The organism is Wolbachia endosymbiont (group A) of Cydia amplana (genome assembly GCF_964028495.1).
Classification (GTDB): domain Bacteria; phylum Pseudomonadota; class Alphaproteobacteria; order Rickettsiales; family Anaplasmataceae; genus Wolbachia; species Wolbachia pipientis.
The window spans coordinates 961,308-977,887 of sequence record NZ_OZ034792.1; the positions used below are offsets into that span (position 1 = coordinate 961,308).

The window sequence follows — 16,580 nt, forward strand, 5'->3', positions numbered from 1 at the left end:
TTACATGTCAAACAATAATTTTCTATTAAATTATGCATGTTTTCCAAGCAAAACAAAAGGGAGATACTTCAAAGAGCCAGAAGATGAGAATCGCAGCTGCTTTCAGCGTGATAGGGACCGTATCATTCACTCTAATGCGTTTAGAAAGTTGGAGTACAAAACACAAGTTTTTATCAATTATGAGCACGACTACTATCGCACTCGGCTTACTCATAGCCTTGAAGTTGCACAAATTGCAAGGTCCATTGCGCGTAGACTTGGCTTAAATGAGGATATCACTGAATGCATAGCGCTCGCACATGATCTTGGTCATCCTCCATTTGGTCATGCAGGTGAAGATGCTCTAAAGAAATCAGTTCAAGATTTGAATCTTGATAATGAGAAGTATGAGTTTGATCATAATGTTCAAGCTATAAGGATTTTAACTTATCTTGAACAAAAACATGCTGATTTTGATGGTATGAATCTAAGTTGGGAGGTGATTGAAGGAGTTGCAAAACATAACGGTCCCTTGCTTGGTCAAAACGCGGAGTCTTCTACAAGTAATCAGCTGTTATTAGAATACAACAAAAAATATGATCTAAAACTTGAAGAATTTTCAAGCATTGAAGCGCAAGTTGCTTCAATTGCCGATGATATTGCTTACAGTGTTCACGATCTTGATGATGCACTCAGGGCGAATTTAGTAACCATCGAAGATTTGCTGAATGTTCCTTTAATTGAAAAAATGTTTAAAGACATAAGGAGCAGATATTCAGAATTGCCTCAGAGCAAACTCATACATGAATCACTGAGTGGAACTATAGGAACTATGATAAGTGATGTTGTTTCTCAGACTGAAAGAAATATTGAAGATCACAAAATAAAAAGCGTAGAAGACGTAAGAAGTCTAAATAAAATGCTAGTCACATTTTCACCAGAAGTTGCGAATGCTACAAAAGAAATGAAAAGATTCAACATGGAGAAAATATACAGAAGCTATAAACTGAGTAGAACGATGAACAAAGCAAAACGCATAATACAGGAACTCTTTCAATGTTTTTATGAAAACCCAGGATTACTTCCCACAGAGTGGAGCAAACTCGCTTGTGAATCTCAGCGTTCAGTAATAATATGTGACTATATCTCAGGTATGACAGATAGATTTGCTATACACGAGCACAGAAGAATTTTTGATACCTCATACGAAATGACTTCTTTCTAATGACTGATGATCATTTCATGTCAATTGCATTAAGGCTTGCAGAAAAAAATCTTGGAAATGTTGCACCAAATCCTGCTGTCGGGTGTGTTATTGTAAAGGATGGTACAATTGTTAGTGAGGGATACACAGGGATTGGTGGGCGTCCGCATGCGGAGGTAGTCGCTTTGCAAAACGCTAAAGATTCAACTCATGGCGCAACTATATATATCACTCTTGAGCCATGTTGTCATCACGGAGTCACGGGGCCTTGCACTGCAAAAATCATAAAAGCTAGCATAAAAAGAGTAGTAATTGCAACTATTGACCCAGATAGTAGAGTTTCAGGCAGAGGCATGAAAGCTCTGAAAGAAGCAGGAATTGAAGTTGAGCAAGGTATTATGCAAAAAGAGGCAAAAGAACTGAATGTCGGTTTTTTCACCACTAAAGAATTACATAGACCATTTATAGCTTGCAAAGTCGCAACAACTCTTGACGGAAAAATCGCAACATTTACAGGCGATAGCAAATGGATAACAAGTGAAAATACGAGAAATTGGGTGCATGAGCTTAGAGCAAAATATGATGCAATTATGATTGGCAGCAATACTCTTATTAATGATGATCCACTCTTAACTTGCAGATTACCAGGACTTGGAAGTAGATCGCCAATAAGGCTAATTATAGATAGCCAAGGGAGATTAAAGGAAGAGCATAACATTGCAAAGACTGCAGACAAAGTAATAACTTGGGTCATCACAAATAAAGAAGTAGAGAAAAAAATAAAAAACATTAACTACTTAGTAGTTAATTCAAGCAACGCAGGTAAGGTTTGCCTAAAGGACATGGCATTAAAACTTGTTTCAGAAATTGGTATAACAAGATTATTAGTTGAAGGTGGAGGAGTGTTAATCACAGAACTATTAAAGTGTAATTTAATCGACAGGTTGATAATATGCCGCAGTGGTAAAATTTTAGGCAATGATGCCACTCCTTTTGTAGGAGATTTAGGGATTCAATTCATTAACAACTGTTATCAGTTTAAAAAAACAAAGATAATAGAGTTTAGTGAGGATATAGTTGAGGTTTGGGATAGGTCGTCATAATCCTTACATACTCAAACAGTAAAAAAAAGGTATCCGTTCAGCGGAGCGGTAAAATAAAAAGTAGACAAGGAGTGCTAAAAACATAATATCACAAGTAGTATGTGTGGTAAATATGTCTGATCTACTAGCTAGTCTTCTCAAGCTCTGTGAAAGCTTTAAAATAGAGATAGAGCAACTAAAAGCAGAGATAAAGAGGTTAGAGATAGAAAACGAAAATTTTAGATCTGAGAATAAGGCGCTAAGAATCGAAAATGCTGAATTGAAAGAAAGACTAGGTCTGAATTCACAAAATTCATCGATACCGAGCTCAAAAGAGTTATACAAGCTAAAGAAGAAAAAGAAAAAAAGTGACAGGAAAATAGGGGCACAGATTGGGCATGAAGGAAAGTATCGCCCTAAAATGGAAGCAGATGAAGTGGTGAAAATAGAGTTCTTGCGAGTGCGGAGGAGAAATTGCGATATCGAAAGAGCCATACATTCATCAAAAAGTTGATTTGCCAGCTTATGTTGTGGAATACCAATGGCCGCTGTTGCAAGTGTGGAAAAAGAAAAAGTAGCAGGCTACCAGAAGGTGTTACTGCGGATACATTTGGTCCAAAAGTTAAGTCAACAATTGCGGCGCTGAGCGGATTTTACAAGAACTCGAAAAGAGAAGTAGCAAATATTATAAAAAATATTTTCAACCTGGACATCAGTGTTGGTAGCGTGTCAAATAGCGAGGCTAGAGTTGCAGAAAAATGCCAAGAAGCATATGAGCAAATCGAGCAAGAAGTAAGTAAAAGTGAAGTTCTGCATATCGATGAAACGAGCCATTATAACAAAGGTAAACTTGGTTGGTGCTGGATGTTTGCCAGTAATACAGCAAGTTTTATAAAATTGACAGAGTCAAGAGGAATGAAGGTTTTACAAAATAGTAAGTTCTGCAATCGCAATAGCTTACGACAGGTACGCAGCATACAACTACTTTGCCGATAAGAACAGGCAAATCTGTTGGGCACATTTATCAAGAGATTTTGAAAGATTAGCACATAGTTGAAGTTAAAGTTCTGGGCTGTTACTTAAGAAACGTAGCCACTGAATTATTTGCACTAAAAAAGGCCTTGCTAAAAAATGAGATAGATGTTTTTAGATTTACCAGACGTGCCAGAAAATTGCGAAAACGTACAAGGTATTACTTGAAGCCGTTTACCTGAAGCAATTGGAGCTTCTCGAGTTGCAAAAAATATTTTGAAATCTGAAAGAATAATGTGGAATTTTTTAGATGACCCAGAAAACATTCCGCTGACAAATAACCATGCTGAACGGCAAATACGGCATTATGTCGTTTATCGCAAAAATTCATATTTTACCCAATCGAAGTGGGGAACTTGAACGGATAATTTCATTATACTTGACATGGAAACAAATGGGCTTTCCAAAACCTCTTATCTATCATCTCTCACACCGCTTAGCTGAACGGATACAACCCAAGAAAGGTTTTTCTACGTCATACCGCCGCGGTATCTCAGCATAGATTCCGCTAACGAGTAGCGGAATGACGAATTTGTTGTTTTTCAAATTGTAGGTAAACCTAAGCCACTTTAGCTATATAGGGTCACAACGATGGATTTTTAAGATCGTTTACGGCTTTCTTAATGTCTTCAGCCTTGAATATCGCCGATCCCGCAACTAAAATATCTGCACCTGCTTTTATTATATCAGCTGCGTTAGAAAAGTTAATTCCACCATCTACTGAAATTTGTGTTTTAAGATTACGCTCCTGTATCATTTTTTTTATAGTAGATATCTTGTTCAACTGTGAATGAATAAATTCCTGCCCTCCAAAGCCAGGGTTGACTGTCATAATCAGCACAATATCTAGCTCATGTATTATATATTCAAGCACACTTGGGGAAGTTGAAGGAACAATTGAGACTCCAGCTTGAATCGGTTTTTTTGCATCGTTTACATTTTTGTATGACTTTATCTTTCTTATCAACCTCTCAAGGTGTATCTCTGCTTCTGCATGTACAGTGATAATATCAGCACCAGCATTTATAAAGCTTTCAATGTGGTTACCAGGAGATTTGACCATTAAATGCACATCAAAAGGAAGATTGCTATATTTACGTATTGCAGAGACAACGCTAGGACCAATTGTAATATTTGGAACGAAATTCCCATCCATAACGTCTATGTGTATGTAATCTACACCTAAATCGCTAATTTTTCTTACTTCTTCTCCTAATTTTGCAAAGTCTGCTGAAAGTATAGAAGGTGCAATTTTAATACTCATGAGCTGCCTTTTTTACTAAAAAATAACTTATTTTTAAACTCTGTCACCCTAAACACCATCTAAGTAGCTAGAGAAGCTGGATACCGATATCGGTATGCCTATTTAACTAGATCTTAAATTAGATAAAAAAAGGTAGTCTTGATAAAACTTATTTACAGCAAGTTTTTTTACATTTGGACTTTCTGTTTGTTCTTTTTTGTACCCTAATTTATAGCTTATTGAATCCTTGTATAAACTGATCGTTTTGTATGCTTTGTTCATCTCTCTAGGAAAGATGCCATTAGCAATTACGACGCATAACCCTGTAGCTGTTGCAAAAGCTAGAGTGGTAAATGCTAGATTTTGTAAAAAATTCCTTCCACTAACTTTTTTTTCCTGTATATTAGCAGAGTGCGATTTGTTTGACACTTCTTCTAGATATTCATGCCATATGTGATTGCAGTTCGTACATTTTACCTTTCTTCCAGATGCACCTATTTGCTTAGGAGATACTAAGTAAGTTTTAGTACAACTATTACATTGTATTTTCATAGCACTTACATATAAGTAGTAACAAGCCCAAATGATACGAGCTACAAATTTAATATCAATATATATATAACAAATGGAAGGTTTGCAACTAAAAAAAACACAGAGTGAGATAGAAGATATTTGGAAAAATAGAGAAAAATTTAATGACTGTAATCTAAAGAAAACAGCAAGAATAGCAATTAAAGAGGTAATTGAGCTCCTTGATAGTGGCAAAATTAGAGTAGCAGAAAAGCTATCAAGTGGAGAATGGGTAGTACATAAGTGGATAAAGCAGGCAATATTATTACATTTTCTCACCGAAGAAAATAAAATAATAGATAATACTAATTGCTGGTTTGACAAGATCGGTAACAAATTTAGTGAATGGAATGAGGAGAAATTTCGCCAGTTAAAAATTAGAGCAGTTCCTGGGTGTTTTGTTCGCCGATCTGCTTATATAGGTACAAATGTTGTTCTAATGCCAAGTTTTATCAACGTTGGTGCATATGTTGATTCAGGAACAATGATAGATACCTGGTCAACGATTGGTAGCTGTGCGCAAATAGGAAAAAACTGTCATATTTCCGGTGGAGTGGGAATAGGTGGAGTTCTTGAGCCTATTCAAGCTTCACCTGTCATTATAGAAGATAATTGCTTTATTGGAGCACGTAGCGAAGTGGCCGAGGGTGTGGTAGTGAGAGAAGGATCAGTCCTTGGCATAGGTGTGTTTATTGGGGCATCAACAAAGATTATTGATAGAGAAACTAGCAAGGTATTTTACGGCGAAGTGCCACCTTATTCTGTAGTGGTACCAGGGTCTATTCCATCTAAAAATAATATTTCAACCTATTGTGCAGTCATAGTAAAAAAAGTGGATGAAAAGACGAGATCGAAAATCTCTATAAATGAAATATTGAGGGATTAAACTATCTTACTCCTTGTCGTCACTTTTTTTATCATTATTACTAACTACAGTAATGGCATACGCGCATAACTCTGAGAAAGAGACTCCATTTTCTTGAGATAGTTTATATAATTTTTGTAGACTTTCTTTTACTTTATTAGGAATATTCCCTCCACGTTCTTTTACAAGCCAGGAATCTTGATGATGAATTGGATGAGCATCACTTTTTGGATTTCCTATGTATATTGCAAAAGGTGAACTTTGTCCTTTGAAGTCACATTGTACAGTAAATTTTTTTATAGATTCAGCCATCTAAAGACCTCTACTTTTCTTTTTGGTCGATTTTATAGCAGGTGGAAGAGGTGGTTTCTTTATAAAATCTTGTCTATTGACAACACTTTCTCTACCTTCCAAAGCTCGGCGAACATCAGCTCTGCTTAATTGCGACTCTTTTGCTACCTTCATTCCATGCTTTGCCATAATATTAGCATATGCTAGTACTTTTTTTACCAATGCTAGATCACCATCTAGCATTTGAACTAGCACTTGAAACACTTCCGCTAAAGTTAGCCCATCAGCATTTATAACCTTGTTTTCTATAAAATTGACAGCTTCTTCAAATTTGTATTCAATACTATCATCTTGAGCTATAAGGACAACATAATCGGTGTTTTTGTCGTCCATAACTGAAGCACTATTACTCACAAACTTAAGTGTATACTATATATATAAATACTCTACTATTTTATATTATGGCACGCTATAGTTAAACATTTATTAATAACATGCTCACTTATATACACGAATTAATTGACAAAAGTCAAGGATCAATATCCATCAGTGATTTCATGAATGCCGTTTTGTACCATGAAAAATACGGCTATTATACAAGTAAATTACCGCTTGGTAAGGATGGTGATTTTACTACCGCACCTGAGATCAGCCAATTATTTGGTGAAGTAATTGCAGTTTGGATAATGCATACATGGGAAAAATTAGGAAAGCCATCAAAATTTTCTCTAGTTGAACTTGGGCCAGGCAAAGGAACACTCATTCACGATATAATAAGAGTCACTAAAAAATACAGCAGCTTTTTTAATTCAATGTTGATCCACTTAGTTGAAATAAGCCCTACTTTACGGAAGATACAAAAGGAAAAATTAAAAAGCTTAGATGTTAATTGGCACAAAAATATTGACAACCTACCAGAACAACCAACCATTTTTTTAGCAAATGAGTTCTTTGACGCTCTTCCGGTAGATCAGTTTGTTTACCGCGATGGGCAGTGGTATGAAAATATGGTGACAAAACAAGATGATGGCAGTCTCTTGGTGTCATGCCAGTGCGTGACACTGGAATCCAGAAAAAAAGAATCATGGATTCCAGTGTCAGCTACTCAGATGACAAATGGAAAATTCTTTAATGGTGCAGTGGTGGAAATATGTTCAGTTGGGGTTGAAATATTAAAAAAACTTGAGAAGAAGATATATAATAATAAAGGAGCTGCTTTGATTGTAGATTACGGTTATGTATACCCCGCATATAAGAGCACTTTGCAATCGATAAAACAACATAAGTATGCTAATTTTCTTGAGAATGTTGGTAATAGTGATATTACCGCACTTGTGAACTTTCAAGCGTTAAGAGATTCATTAAAGCATGTAGATTGTGAGATTTTAACTCAAAGGGAATTTTTATATCTTTTTGGCATAAAAGAAAGAACCCAGGCTTTAATGAAAAGCGCAAGTGATGAACAAAAGAATAGGATCTTTAGTGAATTCCTAAGGTTGACTGAAAATATGGGCACTCTTTTTAAAGCAATGCTATTGATATAGCTAACCCAAGAAAGGTTTCCCTACGTCATACCGCCGCGATATCTCAGCATAGATTCCGCTAACGAGTAGCGGGATGACGAGCTTATCGTCATGCTGCCGCGAACCGTCATACCGCCACGAACTGTCATACCACCACGAACCGTCATACCGCGATTCATTCGCGGTATCTCTAGATCCCGCTAACAAGCAGCGGGATGACGGTTGTCTCCTAGCTGTCATCCCAGTACTGGTAGACTCAAATCACAATGCTCGTATAGCTGCAACCCTGGAGGTACTGTTTCTCACCCACTGGAGATATTGCACGGTACTATCTACTTGATCATCGTGGCGCGTTTCTGGAAACATTAAAATTTCATACTCAAAATCATTTAGCCATACTGCTTGATGCGGCAAAATAATCCTGCCAGACTCTATCATCGGAGCAATCCGGTGGAATCGAGCGAGCTTACCATCATGTGGCACTATTTCGATAATGGGCAAATGACTGTTTGCCTTCAGCTCTTGTGCTAATTGCTGACCACTTGTTTTGGCTTCGATCAAAATCGCGTGTGGTGACCATCTTGCAGCTAGTGATAAAACTTGTTCTTTAAGCTTTGGATACTCAAGCTTTGCGCGATATACATCAAGTAAATAGAATTTATTATCTATTTTTGCCCAGGTGGTGCAGACACTAAAGTTGCTCATGTCGCTTGTTGAAACCGCAGTATCCCAACTTTGTGTTATATGCGAGAGATTATCAGGAAATTTTTTATAGCGTTTCAACCACTCTGGTTTAATTATACCACTTGAAAGCGGCAGAGGGTTTTGTTGATATTGAGCAGCAAAAGCGTAACTCCCAAGTTCAGCTTTTATTATCTCAACTTCTTCTTTTCCTCCATCGAGGGGATATAACAACTGACCTTCTTCTCTTGAATATAATATCCTTACAGGTGACGCTGGTTTATTATATAATCGCCTGGTCGCACAGTGCTGAGCTACTCGGATGATAGGAACGGGAGGTATTGGCTTTTTGATTGAATAAATAACCTGCTTATTTTCAGAAATCATTGGCAAACAAATATGATGCCATATGTTTTTTGGCTTGGAGAGAAGGTGTCCAGTTAAGTCCTCCTGGTGTAGCCTGTGCATTACAAGAACGATGACTCCTTTTTTTCTATCGTTCAGCCTGGTTACTAAAGTCTGATCAAACCAGTTTGTGGCACGCTTTCTAAGCGTTTCACTCAAAGCTTGAGCAGAACTGAGCGGATCGTCCACAATGATAAAATCACCACCTTCACCAGTTAGTGTTCCACCAACTGATGTTGCGATTCTGTATCCTCTCTGCACTGTTTGAAATTTATATTTTGTATTCTGGTCTTTGGATAGTTCTATCTCTGGAAATAGCGCTCTATACCAACTAGACTGCATCACGCACCTGGTGTCGAGCGAGTGCTTTTCGCTGAGCCGCTGAGAATAACTTGCAACTATTATTCTCGCAGTTGGTTGGTTTCCCAGTATCCATGCGGGCCACGCAACGCTTATGCACATGGACTTCATCGAGCGCGGAGGCATATTGAATATTATTCGTTTCACTTCACCAGCGCTCGCTGCTTCCAGCCTGTCTGCTATGACTTTTATATACTGATAATCGTTATACTCACACCCCGGCACTACCGTTTGAAAGCATAACTCAATGAATTTTAGAAAGTTCATGATATAATGTTGAAACCAACGCGTGACGCTGGGATGACAAAAAAAGGAGCACTGAAGGCTATAGGTGAGACGTCGCGGTATCTCTAGATCCCGCTAACAAGCAGCGGGATGATGAATTACTATGCCGCCGCGAACCGTCATACCGCCGCGGTATCTCAGCCGCTAACAAGTAGCGGAATGACAACAATCCTACGCCATACCGCCGCGGCGCTAACAAGAGATCCCGCTAACAAGCAGCGGGATGACGAATTACTTAACCATCATCTACACCGTCATACCGCGATTCATTCGCGGTATCTCTTAGCCGCTAACAAGCAGCGGGATGACGAGGTCATGCCACCGCGCGAACCGTCATACCGCCGCGGTATCTCTAGATCCCGCTAACACGTAGGGGAATGACGAGGTCATGCCGCCGCAAACCGTCATACCGCCGCGGTATCTCTTAGCCGCTAACACGTAGCGGGATGACGGTTGTCGTTTAGCCATAAACATTAAGAAATTTACCAAATGAAAAAAAAGGCAAAAGAAACCCTGGGGTTATTATCCGCTTTAAAATATTGGCGTTTTTTATGTTTTAAACGCTTGACAAGCGAGATTCAGCCGCTTTTAATTGCAACTAACTTACGCTGCAAATGTTTAAGAAATTTACTAAGCAGAAAAAAAGACAAAGAATCCCCGAGTTAGCTAGTCTTTTACTATCTCTGTCGAGTATTGGCATTTTTTGATGTCTTGTAACGCTTTATAAGCGCGTTCAGCTTATTTAGATAAAAATCTAGATGTAGATGAAGTTTTGTAAAGACATACAGTATCTATATACTGCAAAAAATTGAACATAAGACGCCGATACATTAAGTAATCCTTACCTTTTAATCTGCAGATCGGCGAAAGCAAATACAATAGCTTCAGTTTTATGATAAGGGGGCTGGCGAAGGGTGTCAAGCAAGTTTTTTGTTTCTATTCCCAATGTTATATGGTTATGTAATACCAATTCTCATTACTAGTGAATCAAATAAGCGGCATTGCAGAGTTTTTTAATTGTGGAGTGAGAAAGAGAGGTAATAAATTTGCACAAAGCGCTCTCAAGCAAAGCAATTGTGTCGTAGATTTTGTTACGCAAAATGTTCTGTTTTATATATAACCAAAACCTCTCAACAGGATTGAGGTCAGGTGAGTATGGTGGTAGGTATATAATGTCGATATTTTTAGGTACTTTTAAATTTTTTGACTTATGCCAACTAGCACAATCCATGATAAGAAATGCCTCCCTTGTTCCTAAATATTGTGACATCTGCTCAAGGAATATATTCATACAATCAGTATTGACGTTTGAGCTAGAACTTTCTCCATTTCTGGGATTAACTGCACTATAGAGATAAAAATTTTGCCTACCTAGTTTTACCTTAACCTGTGTCCTAATGCCTTTTTTAAACCACCCGTGTCCAATCTTTGAATGTGTGCCAAACCGCGATTCATCGAAGAAAAATAGCTCTTTTTCAGGATACATGACAATAGTTTCATTAAGATTTTTTTTTAAATTCCTCTTGTTTACTTTTATCTTGTCCGTTATGCACTGGTCTTGGTGTGATATATGAGAATTTCATTCTTTGCATATTACGGTGTACTGTAGATTTGCTGATATTCAAACCAAACTTTTCTTGAATTCTTATTTTCATTTCTTTTATAGTAATATTGGGGTTTTCCTCTATCCACACCTCAACTTGTTCACGTTGACTTTGATTCAATATAGTTTTTCTACGGCGTTGAGGCGGAGCAAATAATTTTTCTTCTCTGCCAAATTTTAGGTCATGCAGTAAGTGCCTTTCTTGAAATGCAGCATATCTTTGCTACGGCTGTTATACTGTGCTTTTTTGCTGCAATTACAGCATTTAGTTTTTTTGCAACATATGCGTTATTTCTTACTTTCTTCAGCATTTCTTTTGCTGATTCCACCACTTTTTCATCCAATAATTTTGATCTTAATGCCATTTAAACCTCGCTACTTTACTTACTTCAGTATGGCTTTTTTTCTATTATTGTCTATCCGTTACTTGTGTAGCAGGAATTGGTATAAGAAGTCTAATAGCAAATTTTTAAGTTCCTCTTTAACTCTTTAACCAGCGGGCTCGCATGAGGAGAGGAGAGTAAAGGTCCTCTTCCATAGATATCTTCACACTTTTTTCTTCTTCTGTAGTTGGCAGACGAGTAAGAAAGTGAATCTTTGGTGCGCCACTAATTATTGCCATTGGTGTTTGCTCCGCCCCTTCTCCCATAACTAAAACAGCAGACGTTGCCAGCGCATCAAGAAGATTGACTTGTGTTACTTGCAGTGGTTGATCATAAAGATCTGGCTTGCCTATATAGGAATAAAATGGTTCAAATCCACACCAACCAAGAGCAACGCCCGTAACCCCAAGGCGCATAGGTGTTATGTTACTATCTGTAATCAAAATACCAAGATGTTTTATGCAGTGTTTTGTCTTGAGATAGTTCCATATTGATAGAGCTGTTTTCTGAACATCCTTTGGGTATAAAATATACATTTCATTACCATTTGATTCATCAATACCAGCAGATGGAATTAAGATATTGTCTTTGATTGTTAAATAGATGCCGTAAGAATTATGGTCTACATCAACAATTGCATCAGCTTCTCTTTTGATTAGCTCTTCTTTAGAACAAGCAGTTTTGCAAACCACTTGTTTTTGACAAATAGAAATGATTTTTGATGTGATAGCAAGAACAACTTCCTCTCCTAGCAACTCTGAAACATAGCGATCAAGAACCTGCTCTAATACTTCCCCACATTCAATGCGGTGGGTATAAATTGCTTTAACATGCATATTAACGTATTAGCCTACATATAGTATAATCTTTCGTTTTGGTGAGAATAGTTTTATGCCATCCATCAAGAAGTGTTAAGTTGAAATATACATCACCTTTATAGGGTTTGTGAATTTCTGTTATGATAAATTCTGAGATTAGATCATACTCCAAAAAAAGATGCGCTATTTGTGCTCCACCAATCATGAAGACTTTAGAATTACTTTGGATTGACAAAAACTCTTGCATAGAAGAAATAATAGTGCATTTTACTCCTCTGTTAAAACAAGAATTTAATTTGTCACGAGAAAAAACAACAGGGATACGATCCTTTAATATGTTTTGAGACATAGTTTCAAATGTTTTTCTTCCCATAACAATAACTTGTTTGTCAGTCACCTGACGAAAATGATCTAACTCACTTGGATAATGCCAGGGCAATCCATTATTTATTCCAATTACCCCCTTGGGATCAACAGCCATAATTCCGATAACTATCATCCCTGTAAAGCAGCTTGAGCTACAAAGAATCGCATGTGATCACGCACATTATGCACTCGAAGGAAATCAACCTTGTTGTGCAATGCAGATGATAAAGCAATTGTTTCTAAATCTCGGTTAAAGACAGGTTCTGTAGAAAAAGAAGAAATAAATGACTTTCTAGAATGGCCAACCAGAACTTTGCAGCCAAAACTTTGCAATGCTTCTATATTGCATAAAAGCCAGATATTCTGATATAGAGATTTTCCAAAACCAATACCAGGATCAATAATTATCGAGCTTTGATCAAAACCTAGGGTAAGTAACCTGCTAATGCTCTTCTCTGCCCAATTATTTATGATATCAATTGGGTCAGTGTCGTCTGGAATAATGTTGTCTCTATGTGGTGGTATTGAAAGTGAATGCATAATAACGATGCTGCAACCATTACTAGCAACTGCTTTTAAGGTATTATCATCTAGATCTCCCTTCTGATTGTTTATCCAGGCAATGTTGTAGTGTTCCAAAACATTTAAAATAACGTCTGGCCAGAAACTATCAATGCTGACTTTAATATCACCAACTTTCATATACTGATTGAGATTATCAAGCACTGGTTTTAAGCGTGCATATTCTGCTTTTGGAGTTTGTATTGAGGAGCCAGGTCTTGTTGATTGAGCACCAAGATCAACTATACTTGCACCGTCTGATACCAGTTGCAGTGCTTGCTTGGTTGCTTGATCTGCATCATAATAAAGACCACCATCTGAAAATGAATCAGGAGTAATATTAACAATACCTACAAGCTCTGGTGAAAGCGTAAAACTCCTTAAAAAGCAATCCTTAATGTTAGGGTTAATAGTACCAAACGTTTTGTTAACTACTGCCATGGGACTCAGCATTGCCATCAAGTGAAGCAAAAATGGTCTGTTTATCAATTCTGGGTGAGGAATCTTAAGGTAGGATGTATCAAGTGTCAGGTTATCCCATAACAAAATATCCAAATCAATAACGCGAGGTGCCCATTTTTCATAGACCTGCGGGCGGCCAATGTCACACTCAATTTGTTTAAGGCCCTTTAACAGCTCTTCAGGAGAAGAAGAACAACTTCCATACACAACCATATTTAGAAATGGCCTGTCCCACCCAGGTGGAGCATCATTTGGTAAAATAGCCTTAGTTTCCAGAATAATTGAAGATTTTAAATTTTTAAAATAGCGTTCCTGCAGTAACTGAGCAGCCTTTTGTAAATGGGAAAAGCGATTCCCCATATTTGAGCCAATAGAAATGTAAATCATTCTTGCAACGCATTACGATAAGTAAAGAAAACACCTCCATGCACACTGGGGACAGGTGGTGCAACTTTGTGAATAGTTACGCCTATAGAAGAAATAATAAGCTTTTTTTGCATCACAAGGTTATTAATGGTCCTGTATATATCATGAGTTAAATGCTCGATTAAGTTGAATTGCTTGCTTTGAACGAGAGATTGAATACTCTGAACTACCTCCAAGTAGCATATAGTATCCTCAAGCCGGTCAGTTGTAAGTCCTAAAGGGGGGGATTTAAAGGTAAAATCAATATTAACACTAACTAATTGAGAATGATACTTCTCTTCTGCACTATAGCCTAAATGAACCCAAAGCCGTAAGTCAGATATAAGAAGATTACATGTAGACATTGCATTCCAACATCACTGAGTTTAAGCTACTTACAACTACTAACACACACTGGCATTTATCATCCCATCAAGAAAACCCCACAAGAGCTTTGCTCCCTTTTGAGCACCCTGCATAACTTTATCTTGCTCTTTTTCATCTAGATCTTCAATAAGATTTGCACACTCCTCAGAATGCCACTCATCAGCTTCCATATGAACCGTAAAAAATTGAAGAGAACACTCATCACTTATTGAATAGTGTTTTTTTAAACCTTCAATTTTAGACTTAGAAACCTCTGGAGTTTGACGTTCGTAAGCGTATAAGGCTCCAAGACCTGCCGCAAAACCTGATCTTACAATATCAAAGTAACCATCAACTAACTCCTGTGTCTCTTTAATCTGTGCACTTTCACGAAGATCAGATCGCGCAACGCCAAGCCCTTCAGCAAAACGTTGCCATAATTCTGGATGATTTTCATCACCTTGTTCCTCTTCTATTAAATTACCAAGTAAAACCTGTCGCATTTTTAGATCTGGGCACAAAAAATGTATACCACTGATGTAACGAGGAAACGCAGCAACGTGGTGATAATATTCTTTAGCATAGGTTTGTAAAGCTTGCAAGCTTAAGCTTCCTGTATTCCATGACTGGTAAAATGGATGATTTAGTAAGTGCAATTCATCTAACTTGTTATTTAGAGACTTAGTAAATTTCATTATTTCCTCCATTACATCAACATATAGTTCATATACTACAGCTTTCTCATTGTTACGATCATGCTAACAATGGTGGGATTGGTAGGACTCGAACCTACGGCCAATTCGTTATGAGCGAACTGCTCTAACCGACTGAGCTACAATCCCTTTTATCAATATTTATAATACACACAAAAGCAAATTTGTCTATTAGCTTATTTCACTATCAACCCAACTTGACAAATCATTTGTTGCACCAATTTTGCGTGCAATTTCCTTACCATCTTGAAATATGATTAAAGTGGGTATAGATTGCACTCCATACTTACTTGGCACTTCAGTCCCTTCATCTATGTCGAATTTGCAGATCTTAATCTTGCCTTTTCTGTCTTTAGCCAATTGTTCGATACGTGGCATTAGACTTTTACATGGCCCACACCATTCTGCCCAAAAGTCTATCAGAACAAACCCTTTATAGTCAGTGACTTCAGATTTGAAATTTTGATCATTTACCGATGTAATATCATCACTCATAAAATACCTAAATTTTTGTAAAATATAGCATATCTATTAGCAGTTAATCAACTAAATTCTTACCGCAGAGCTTGAAAAATTGCCCTAAAGTGTTTTGCACAAACAAAAAACTTCTATTACATCTGGTGGTTAAAGATATCCACGTTTTCCCAACCCATTAAGTCTAACTCAATACGAGTAGGAAGAAATTCAAAGCACTTTTGGGCCAATTCTTTTCTATTTTCACGTTCCAGCATTAAGTCTAGCTTTTCCTTTATCCTGTGGAGATACAAAACATCAGATGCAGCATAACTTTTTTGTTTGTCTGTTAAATTTTCATTTCCCCAATCAGAAGATTGCTGCTGCTTATTTAGTTTGGTATCAAGCAGCTCTAAGCACAACTCTTTTAAGCTATGATTATCTGTGTAAGTGCGAACTAAACGTGAAGCTATTTTTGTGCAATAGCACGGAAGTGCCCAAGTTTCCAAGTAATAACGTATTATGCTCACATCAAATCGCGCGAAGTGAAATATTTTAGTTATATTTTTATCCTCTAATATTTTTCTCAAATTTGGCGCTGTATAATCGTTCTTGAGTTGAACTAAGTGAGCGTTGCCATCATTAAAAGAGAGCTGCACAAGGCATAATCTATCTCTGCTATGAAGTAGCCCCATTGCCTCGGTATCAACAGCTATAGACCTTACATCATCTGGTATTGAACTAGCTGGCAAGTCGTCTTTATATAAAAATATTCCCATAAAGCTTTGTGGAATAATTAAAAACTTATGATAATCAAAAATAAGCCTTAAGTATACGAAAAGATCATAGAAGGAACCACACAAGTTTATGGGCTCTCACATTTTTCGTGTACACGGGGGTTTACAAATTGCTGTATATGCCTATAATTAA

Annotated in this window: 17 protein-coding genes, 1 tRNA gene and 2 pseudogenes; 6 read left to right on the forward strand and 14 right to left on the reverse strand. The window is 37.3% G+C overall.

What is annotated here, in order from left to right; genetic code table 11:
• Window positions 1-4: 4 nt before the first annotated feature.
• The 3 genes and pseudogenes from ABWU40_RS04770 to tnpC all read left to right on the forward strand — a co-directional run bounded on the left by ABWU40_RS04770 (window position 5) and on the right by tnpC (window position 3,737).
• A complete protein-coding gene (locus tag ABWU40_RS04770) occupies window positions 5-1,204 on the forward strand; it encodes a deoxyguanosinetriphosphate triphosphohydrolase (protein ID WP_065106726.1) in 1,200 nt (399 codons plus the stop codon).
• Complete coding sequence (ribD, locus tag ABWU40_RS04775; protein ID WP_015589162.1) at window positions 1,204-2,286, forward strand: bifunctional diaminohydroxyphosphoribosylaminopyrimidine deaminase/5-amino-6-(5-phosphoribosylamino)uracil reductase RibD; 1,083 nt, start codon at window positions 1,204-1,206, stop codon at window positions 2,284-2,286. The genes ABWU40_RS04770 and ribD overlap by 1 nt, the downstream gene beginning before the upstream one ends.
• A gap of 112 nt (window positions 2,287-2,398) precedes the next feature.
• Window positions 2,399-3,737, forward strand: a pseudogene (gene tnpC, locus ABWU40_RS04780) (IS66 family transposase).
• A gap of 143 nt (window positions 3,738-3,880) precedes the next feature.
• Here tnpC and rpe read toward each other — a convergent pair.
• A complete protein-coding gene (rpe, locus tag ABWU40_RS04785) occupies window positions 3,881-4,561 on the reverse strand; it encodes a ribulose-phosphate 3-epimerase (RefSeq protein ID WP_015589163.1) in 681 nt (226 codons plus the stop codon).
• Window positions 4,562-4,663: 102 nt separating this feature from the next.
• A complete protein-coding gene (locus ABWU40_RS04790; protein WP_010962781.1) occupies window positions 4,664-5,092 on the reverse strand; it encodes a zinc-ribbon domain-containing protein in 429 nt (142 codons plus the stop codon).
• Window positions 5,093-5,165: 73 nt separating this feature from the next.
• Between ABWU40_RS04790 and dapD the strand changes: the two genes are divergently transcribed.
• Window positions 5,166-5,996 carry a 2,3,4,5-tetrahydropyridine-2,6-dicarboxylate N-succinyltransferase gene (gene dapD / locus ABWU40_RS04795; protein WP_015589164.1) on the forward strand — a complete coding sequence of 277 codons (831 nt, stop codon included), beginning with the start codon at window positions 5,166-5,168 and terminating at the stop codon, window positions 5,994-5,996.
• A gap of 6 nt (window positions 5,997-6,002) precedes the next feature.
• Here dapD and ABWU40_RS04800 read toward each other — a convergent pair whose 3' ends face one another.
• Together ABWU40_RS04800 and ABWU40_RS04805 are read right to left on the reverse strand one after the other, a co-directional pair.
• Window positions 6,003-6,287, reverse strand: a complete 285-nt coding sequence (locus tag ABWU40_RS04800) for a DUF2610 domain-containing protein (RefSeq protein ID WP_010962783.1) — start codon at window positions 6,285-6,287, stop codon at window positions 6,003-6,005.
• Window positions 6,288-6,659 carry a hypothetical protein gene (locus ABWU40_RS04805; protein ID WP_041573529.1) on the reverse strand — a complete coding sequence of 124 codons (372 nt, stop codon included), beginning with the start codon at window positions 6,657-6,659 and terminating at the stop codon, window positions 6,288-6,290.
• Window positions 6,660-6,760: 101 nt separating this feature from the next.
• On the opposite strand from ABWU40_RS04805, the gene ABWU40_RS04810 reads away from it, so the two are divergent.
• Entirely contained in the window at window positions 6,761-7,810 is a 1,050-nt protein-coding gene (locus ABWU40_RS04810) for a class I SAM-dependent methyltransferase (protein WP_015589166.1), read from the forward strand.
• 240 nt (window positions 7,811-8,050) lie between these two features.
• Here ABWU40_RS04810 and terL read toward each other — a convergent pair whose 3' ends face one another.
• On the reverse strand, window positions 8,051-9,502 hold the full coding sequence (terL, locus tag ABWU40_RS04815; RefSeq protein ID WP_353279149.1) for a phage terminase large subunit: 1,452 nt from the start codon (window positions 9,500-9,502) through the stop codon (window positions 8,051-8,053).
• A 507-nt stretch (window positions 9,503-10,009) separates the two neighbouring features.
• Between terL and ABWU40_RS04820 the strand changes: the two genes are divergently transcribed.
• Window positions 10,010-10,186: a hypothetical protein gene (locus tag ABWU40_RS04820; RefSeq protein ID WP_182309489.1), complete on the forward strand. Its 177-nt coding sequence runs from the start codon at window positions 10,010-10,012 to the stop codon at window positions 10,184-10,186.
• A gap of 313 nt (window positions 10,187-10,499) precedes the next feature.
• On the opposite strand, the pseudogene ABWU40_RS04825 reads toward ABWU40_RS04820, so the two are convergent.
• The 9 genes and pseudogenes from ABWU40_RS04825 to ABWU40_RS04865 form a co-directional block, all read right to left on the reverse strand.
• Window positions 10,500-11,488: pseudogene (locus ABWU40_RS04825) on the reverse strand (IS630 family transposase).
• A 116-nt stretch (window positions 11,489-11,604) separates the two neighbouring features.
• Window positions 11,605-12,342: a putative folate metabolism gamma-glutamate ligase gene (locus tag ABWU40_RS04830; protein ID WP_015589264.1), complete on the reverse strand. Its 738-nt coding sequence runs from the start codon at window positions 12,340-12,342 to the stop codon at window positions 11,605-11,607.
• Between the two features lies 1 nt (window position 12,343).
• A complete protein-coding gene (locus ABWU40_RS04835; protein WP_015589265.1) occupies window positions 12,344-12,823 on the reverse strand; it encodes a dihydrofolate reductase in 480 nt (159 codons plus the stop codon).
• Entirely contained in the window at window positions 12,820-14,100 is a 1,281-nt protein-coding gene (gene folP / locus ABWU40_RS04840) for a dihydropteroate synthase (protein WP_141457249.1), read from the reverse strand. The genes ABWU40_RS04835 and folP overlap by 4 nt, the downstream gene beginning before the upstream one ends.
• Window positions 14,097-14,483, reverse strand: coding sequence for a dihydroneopterin aldolase (locus ABWU40_RS04845; RefSeq protein ID WP_353279150.1), 387 nt, complete (start codon window positions 14,481-14,483; stop codon window positions 14,097-14,099). The genes folP and ABWU40_RS04845 overlap by 4 nt, the downstream gene beginning before the upstream one ends.
• A 39-nt stretch (window positions 14,484-14,522) precedes the next feature.
• Complete coding sequence (locus ABWU40_RS04850) at window positions 14,523-15,179, reverse strand: CADD family putative folate metabolism protein (RefSeq protein ID WP_141457380.1); 657 nt, start codon at window positions 15,177-15,179, stop codon at window positions 14,523-14,525.
• Between the two features lie 70 nt (window positions 15,180-15,249).
• Window positions 15,250-15,326: transfer RNA gene (locus tag ABWU40_RS04855), tRNA-Ile, on the reverse strand.
• A 42-nt stretch (window positions 15,327-15,368) separates the two neighbouring features.
• Window positions 15,369-15,692 carry a thioredoxin gene (gene trxA, locus ABWU40_RS04860; RefSeq protein WP_006279168.1) on the reverse strand — a complete coding sequence of 108 codons (324 nt, stop codon included), beginning with the start codon at window positions 15,690-15,692 and terminating at the stop codon, window positions 15,369-15,371.
• 116 nt (window positions 15,693-15,808) lie between these two features.
• Window positions 15,809-16,429 carry a ribonuclease D gene (locus ABWU40_RS04865; RefSeq protein WP_015589270.1) on the reverse strand — a complete coding sequence of 207 codons (621 nt, stop codon included), beginning with the start codon at window positions 16,427-16,429 and terminating at the stop codon, window positions 15,809-15,811.
• Between the last annotated feature and the right edge of the window lie 151 nt (window positions 16,430-16,580).

Excerpts from the sequence above, each read along its gene's own strand:
- rpe (WP_015589163.1), bottom strand. The coding sequence starts at position 4,561 with ATGAGTATTAAAATTGCACCTTCTATACTTTCAGCAGACTTTGCAAAA.
- folP (WP_141457249.1), bottom strand. The coding sequence starts at position 14,100 with ATGATTTACATTTCTATTGGCTCAAATATGGGGAATCGCTTTTCCCAT.
- trxA (WP_006279168.1), bottom strand. The coding sequence starts at position 15,692 with ATGAGTGATGATATTACATCGGTAAATGATCAAAATTTCAAATCTGAA.
- dapD (WP_015589164.1), top strand. The coding sequence starts at position 5,166 with ATGGAAGGTTTGCAACTAAAAAAAACACAGAGTGAGATAGAAGATATT.
- ABWU40_RS04845 (WP_353279150.1), bottom strand. The coding sequence starts at position 14,483 with ATGTCTACATGTAATCTTCTTATATCTGACTTACGGCTTTGGGTTCAT.
- ribD (WP_015589162.1), top strand. The coding sequence starts at position 1,204 with ATGACTGATGATCATTTCATGTCAATTGCATTAAGGCTTGCAGAAAAA.
- ABWU40_RS04790 (WP_010962781.1), bottom strand. The coding sequence starts at position 5,092 with ATGAAAATACAATGTAATAGTTGTACTAAAACTTACTTAGTATCTCCT.
- ABWU40_RS04810 (WP_015589166.1), top strand. The coding sequence starts at position 6,761 with ATGCTCACTTATATACACGAATTAATTGACAAAAGTCAAGGATCAATA.
- ABWU40_RS04835 (WP_015589265.1), bottom strand. The coding sequence starts at position 12,823 with ATGATAGTTATCGGAATTATGGCTGTTGATCCCAAGGGGGTAATTGGA.
- ABWU40_RS04850 (WP_141457380.1), bottom strand. The coding sequence starts at position 15,179 with ATGAAATTTACTAAGTCTCTAAATAACAAGTTAGATGAATTGCACTTA.
- ABWU40_RS04770 (WP_065106726.1), top strand. The coding sequence starts at position 5 with ATGTCAAACAATAATTTTCTATTAAATTATGCATGTTTTCCAAGCAAA.
- ABWU40_RS04805 (WP_041573529.1), bottom strand. The coding sequence starts at position 6,659 with ATGGACGACAAAAACACCGATTATGTTGTCCTTATAGCTCAAGATGAT.
- ABWU40_RS04820 (WP_182309489.1), top strand. The coding sequence starts at position 10,010 with ATGAAAAAAAAGGCAAAAGAAACCCTGGGGTTATTATCCGCTTTAAAA.
- ABWU40_RS04865 (WP_015589270.1), bottom strand. The coding sequence starts at position 16,429 with ATGGGAATATTTTTATATAAAGACGACTTGCCAGCTAGTTCAATACCA.
- ABWU40_RS04830 (WP_015589264.1), bottom strand. The coding sequence starts at position 12,342 with ATGCATGTTAAAGCAATTTATACCCACCGCATTGAATGTGGGGAAGTA.
- ABWU40_RS04800 (WP_010962783.1), bottom strand. The coding sequence starts at position 6,287 with ATGGCTGAATCTATAAAAAAATTTACTGTACAATGTGACTTCAAAGGA.
- terL (WP_353279149.1), bottom strand. The coding sequence starts at position 9,502 with ATGAACTTTCTAAAATTCATTGAGTTATGCTTTCAAACGGTAGTGCCG.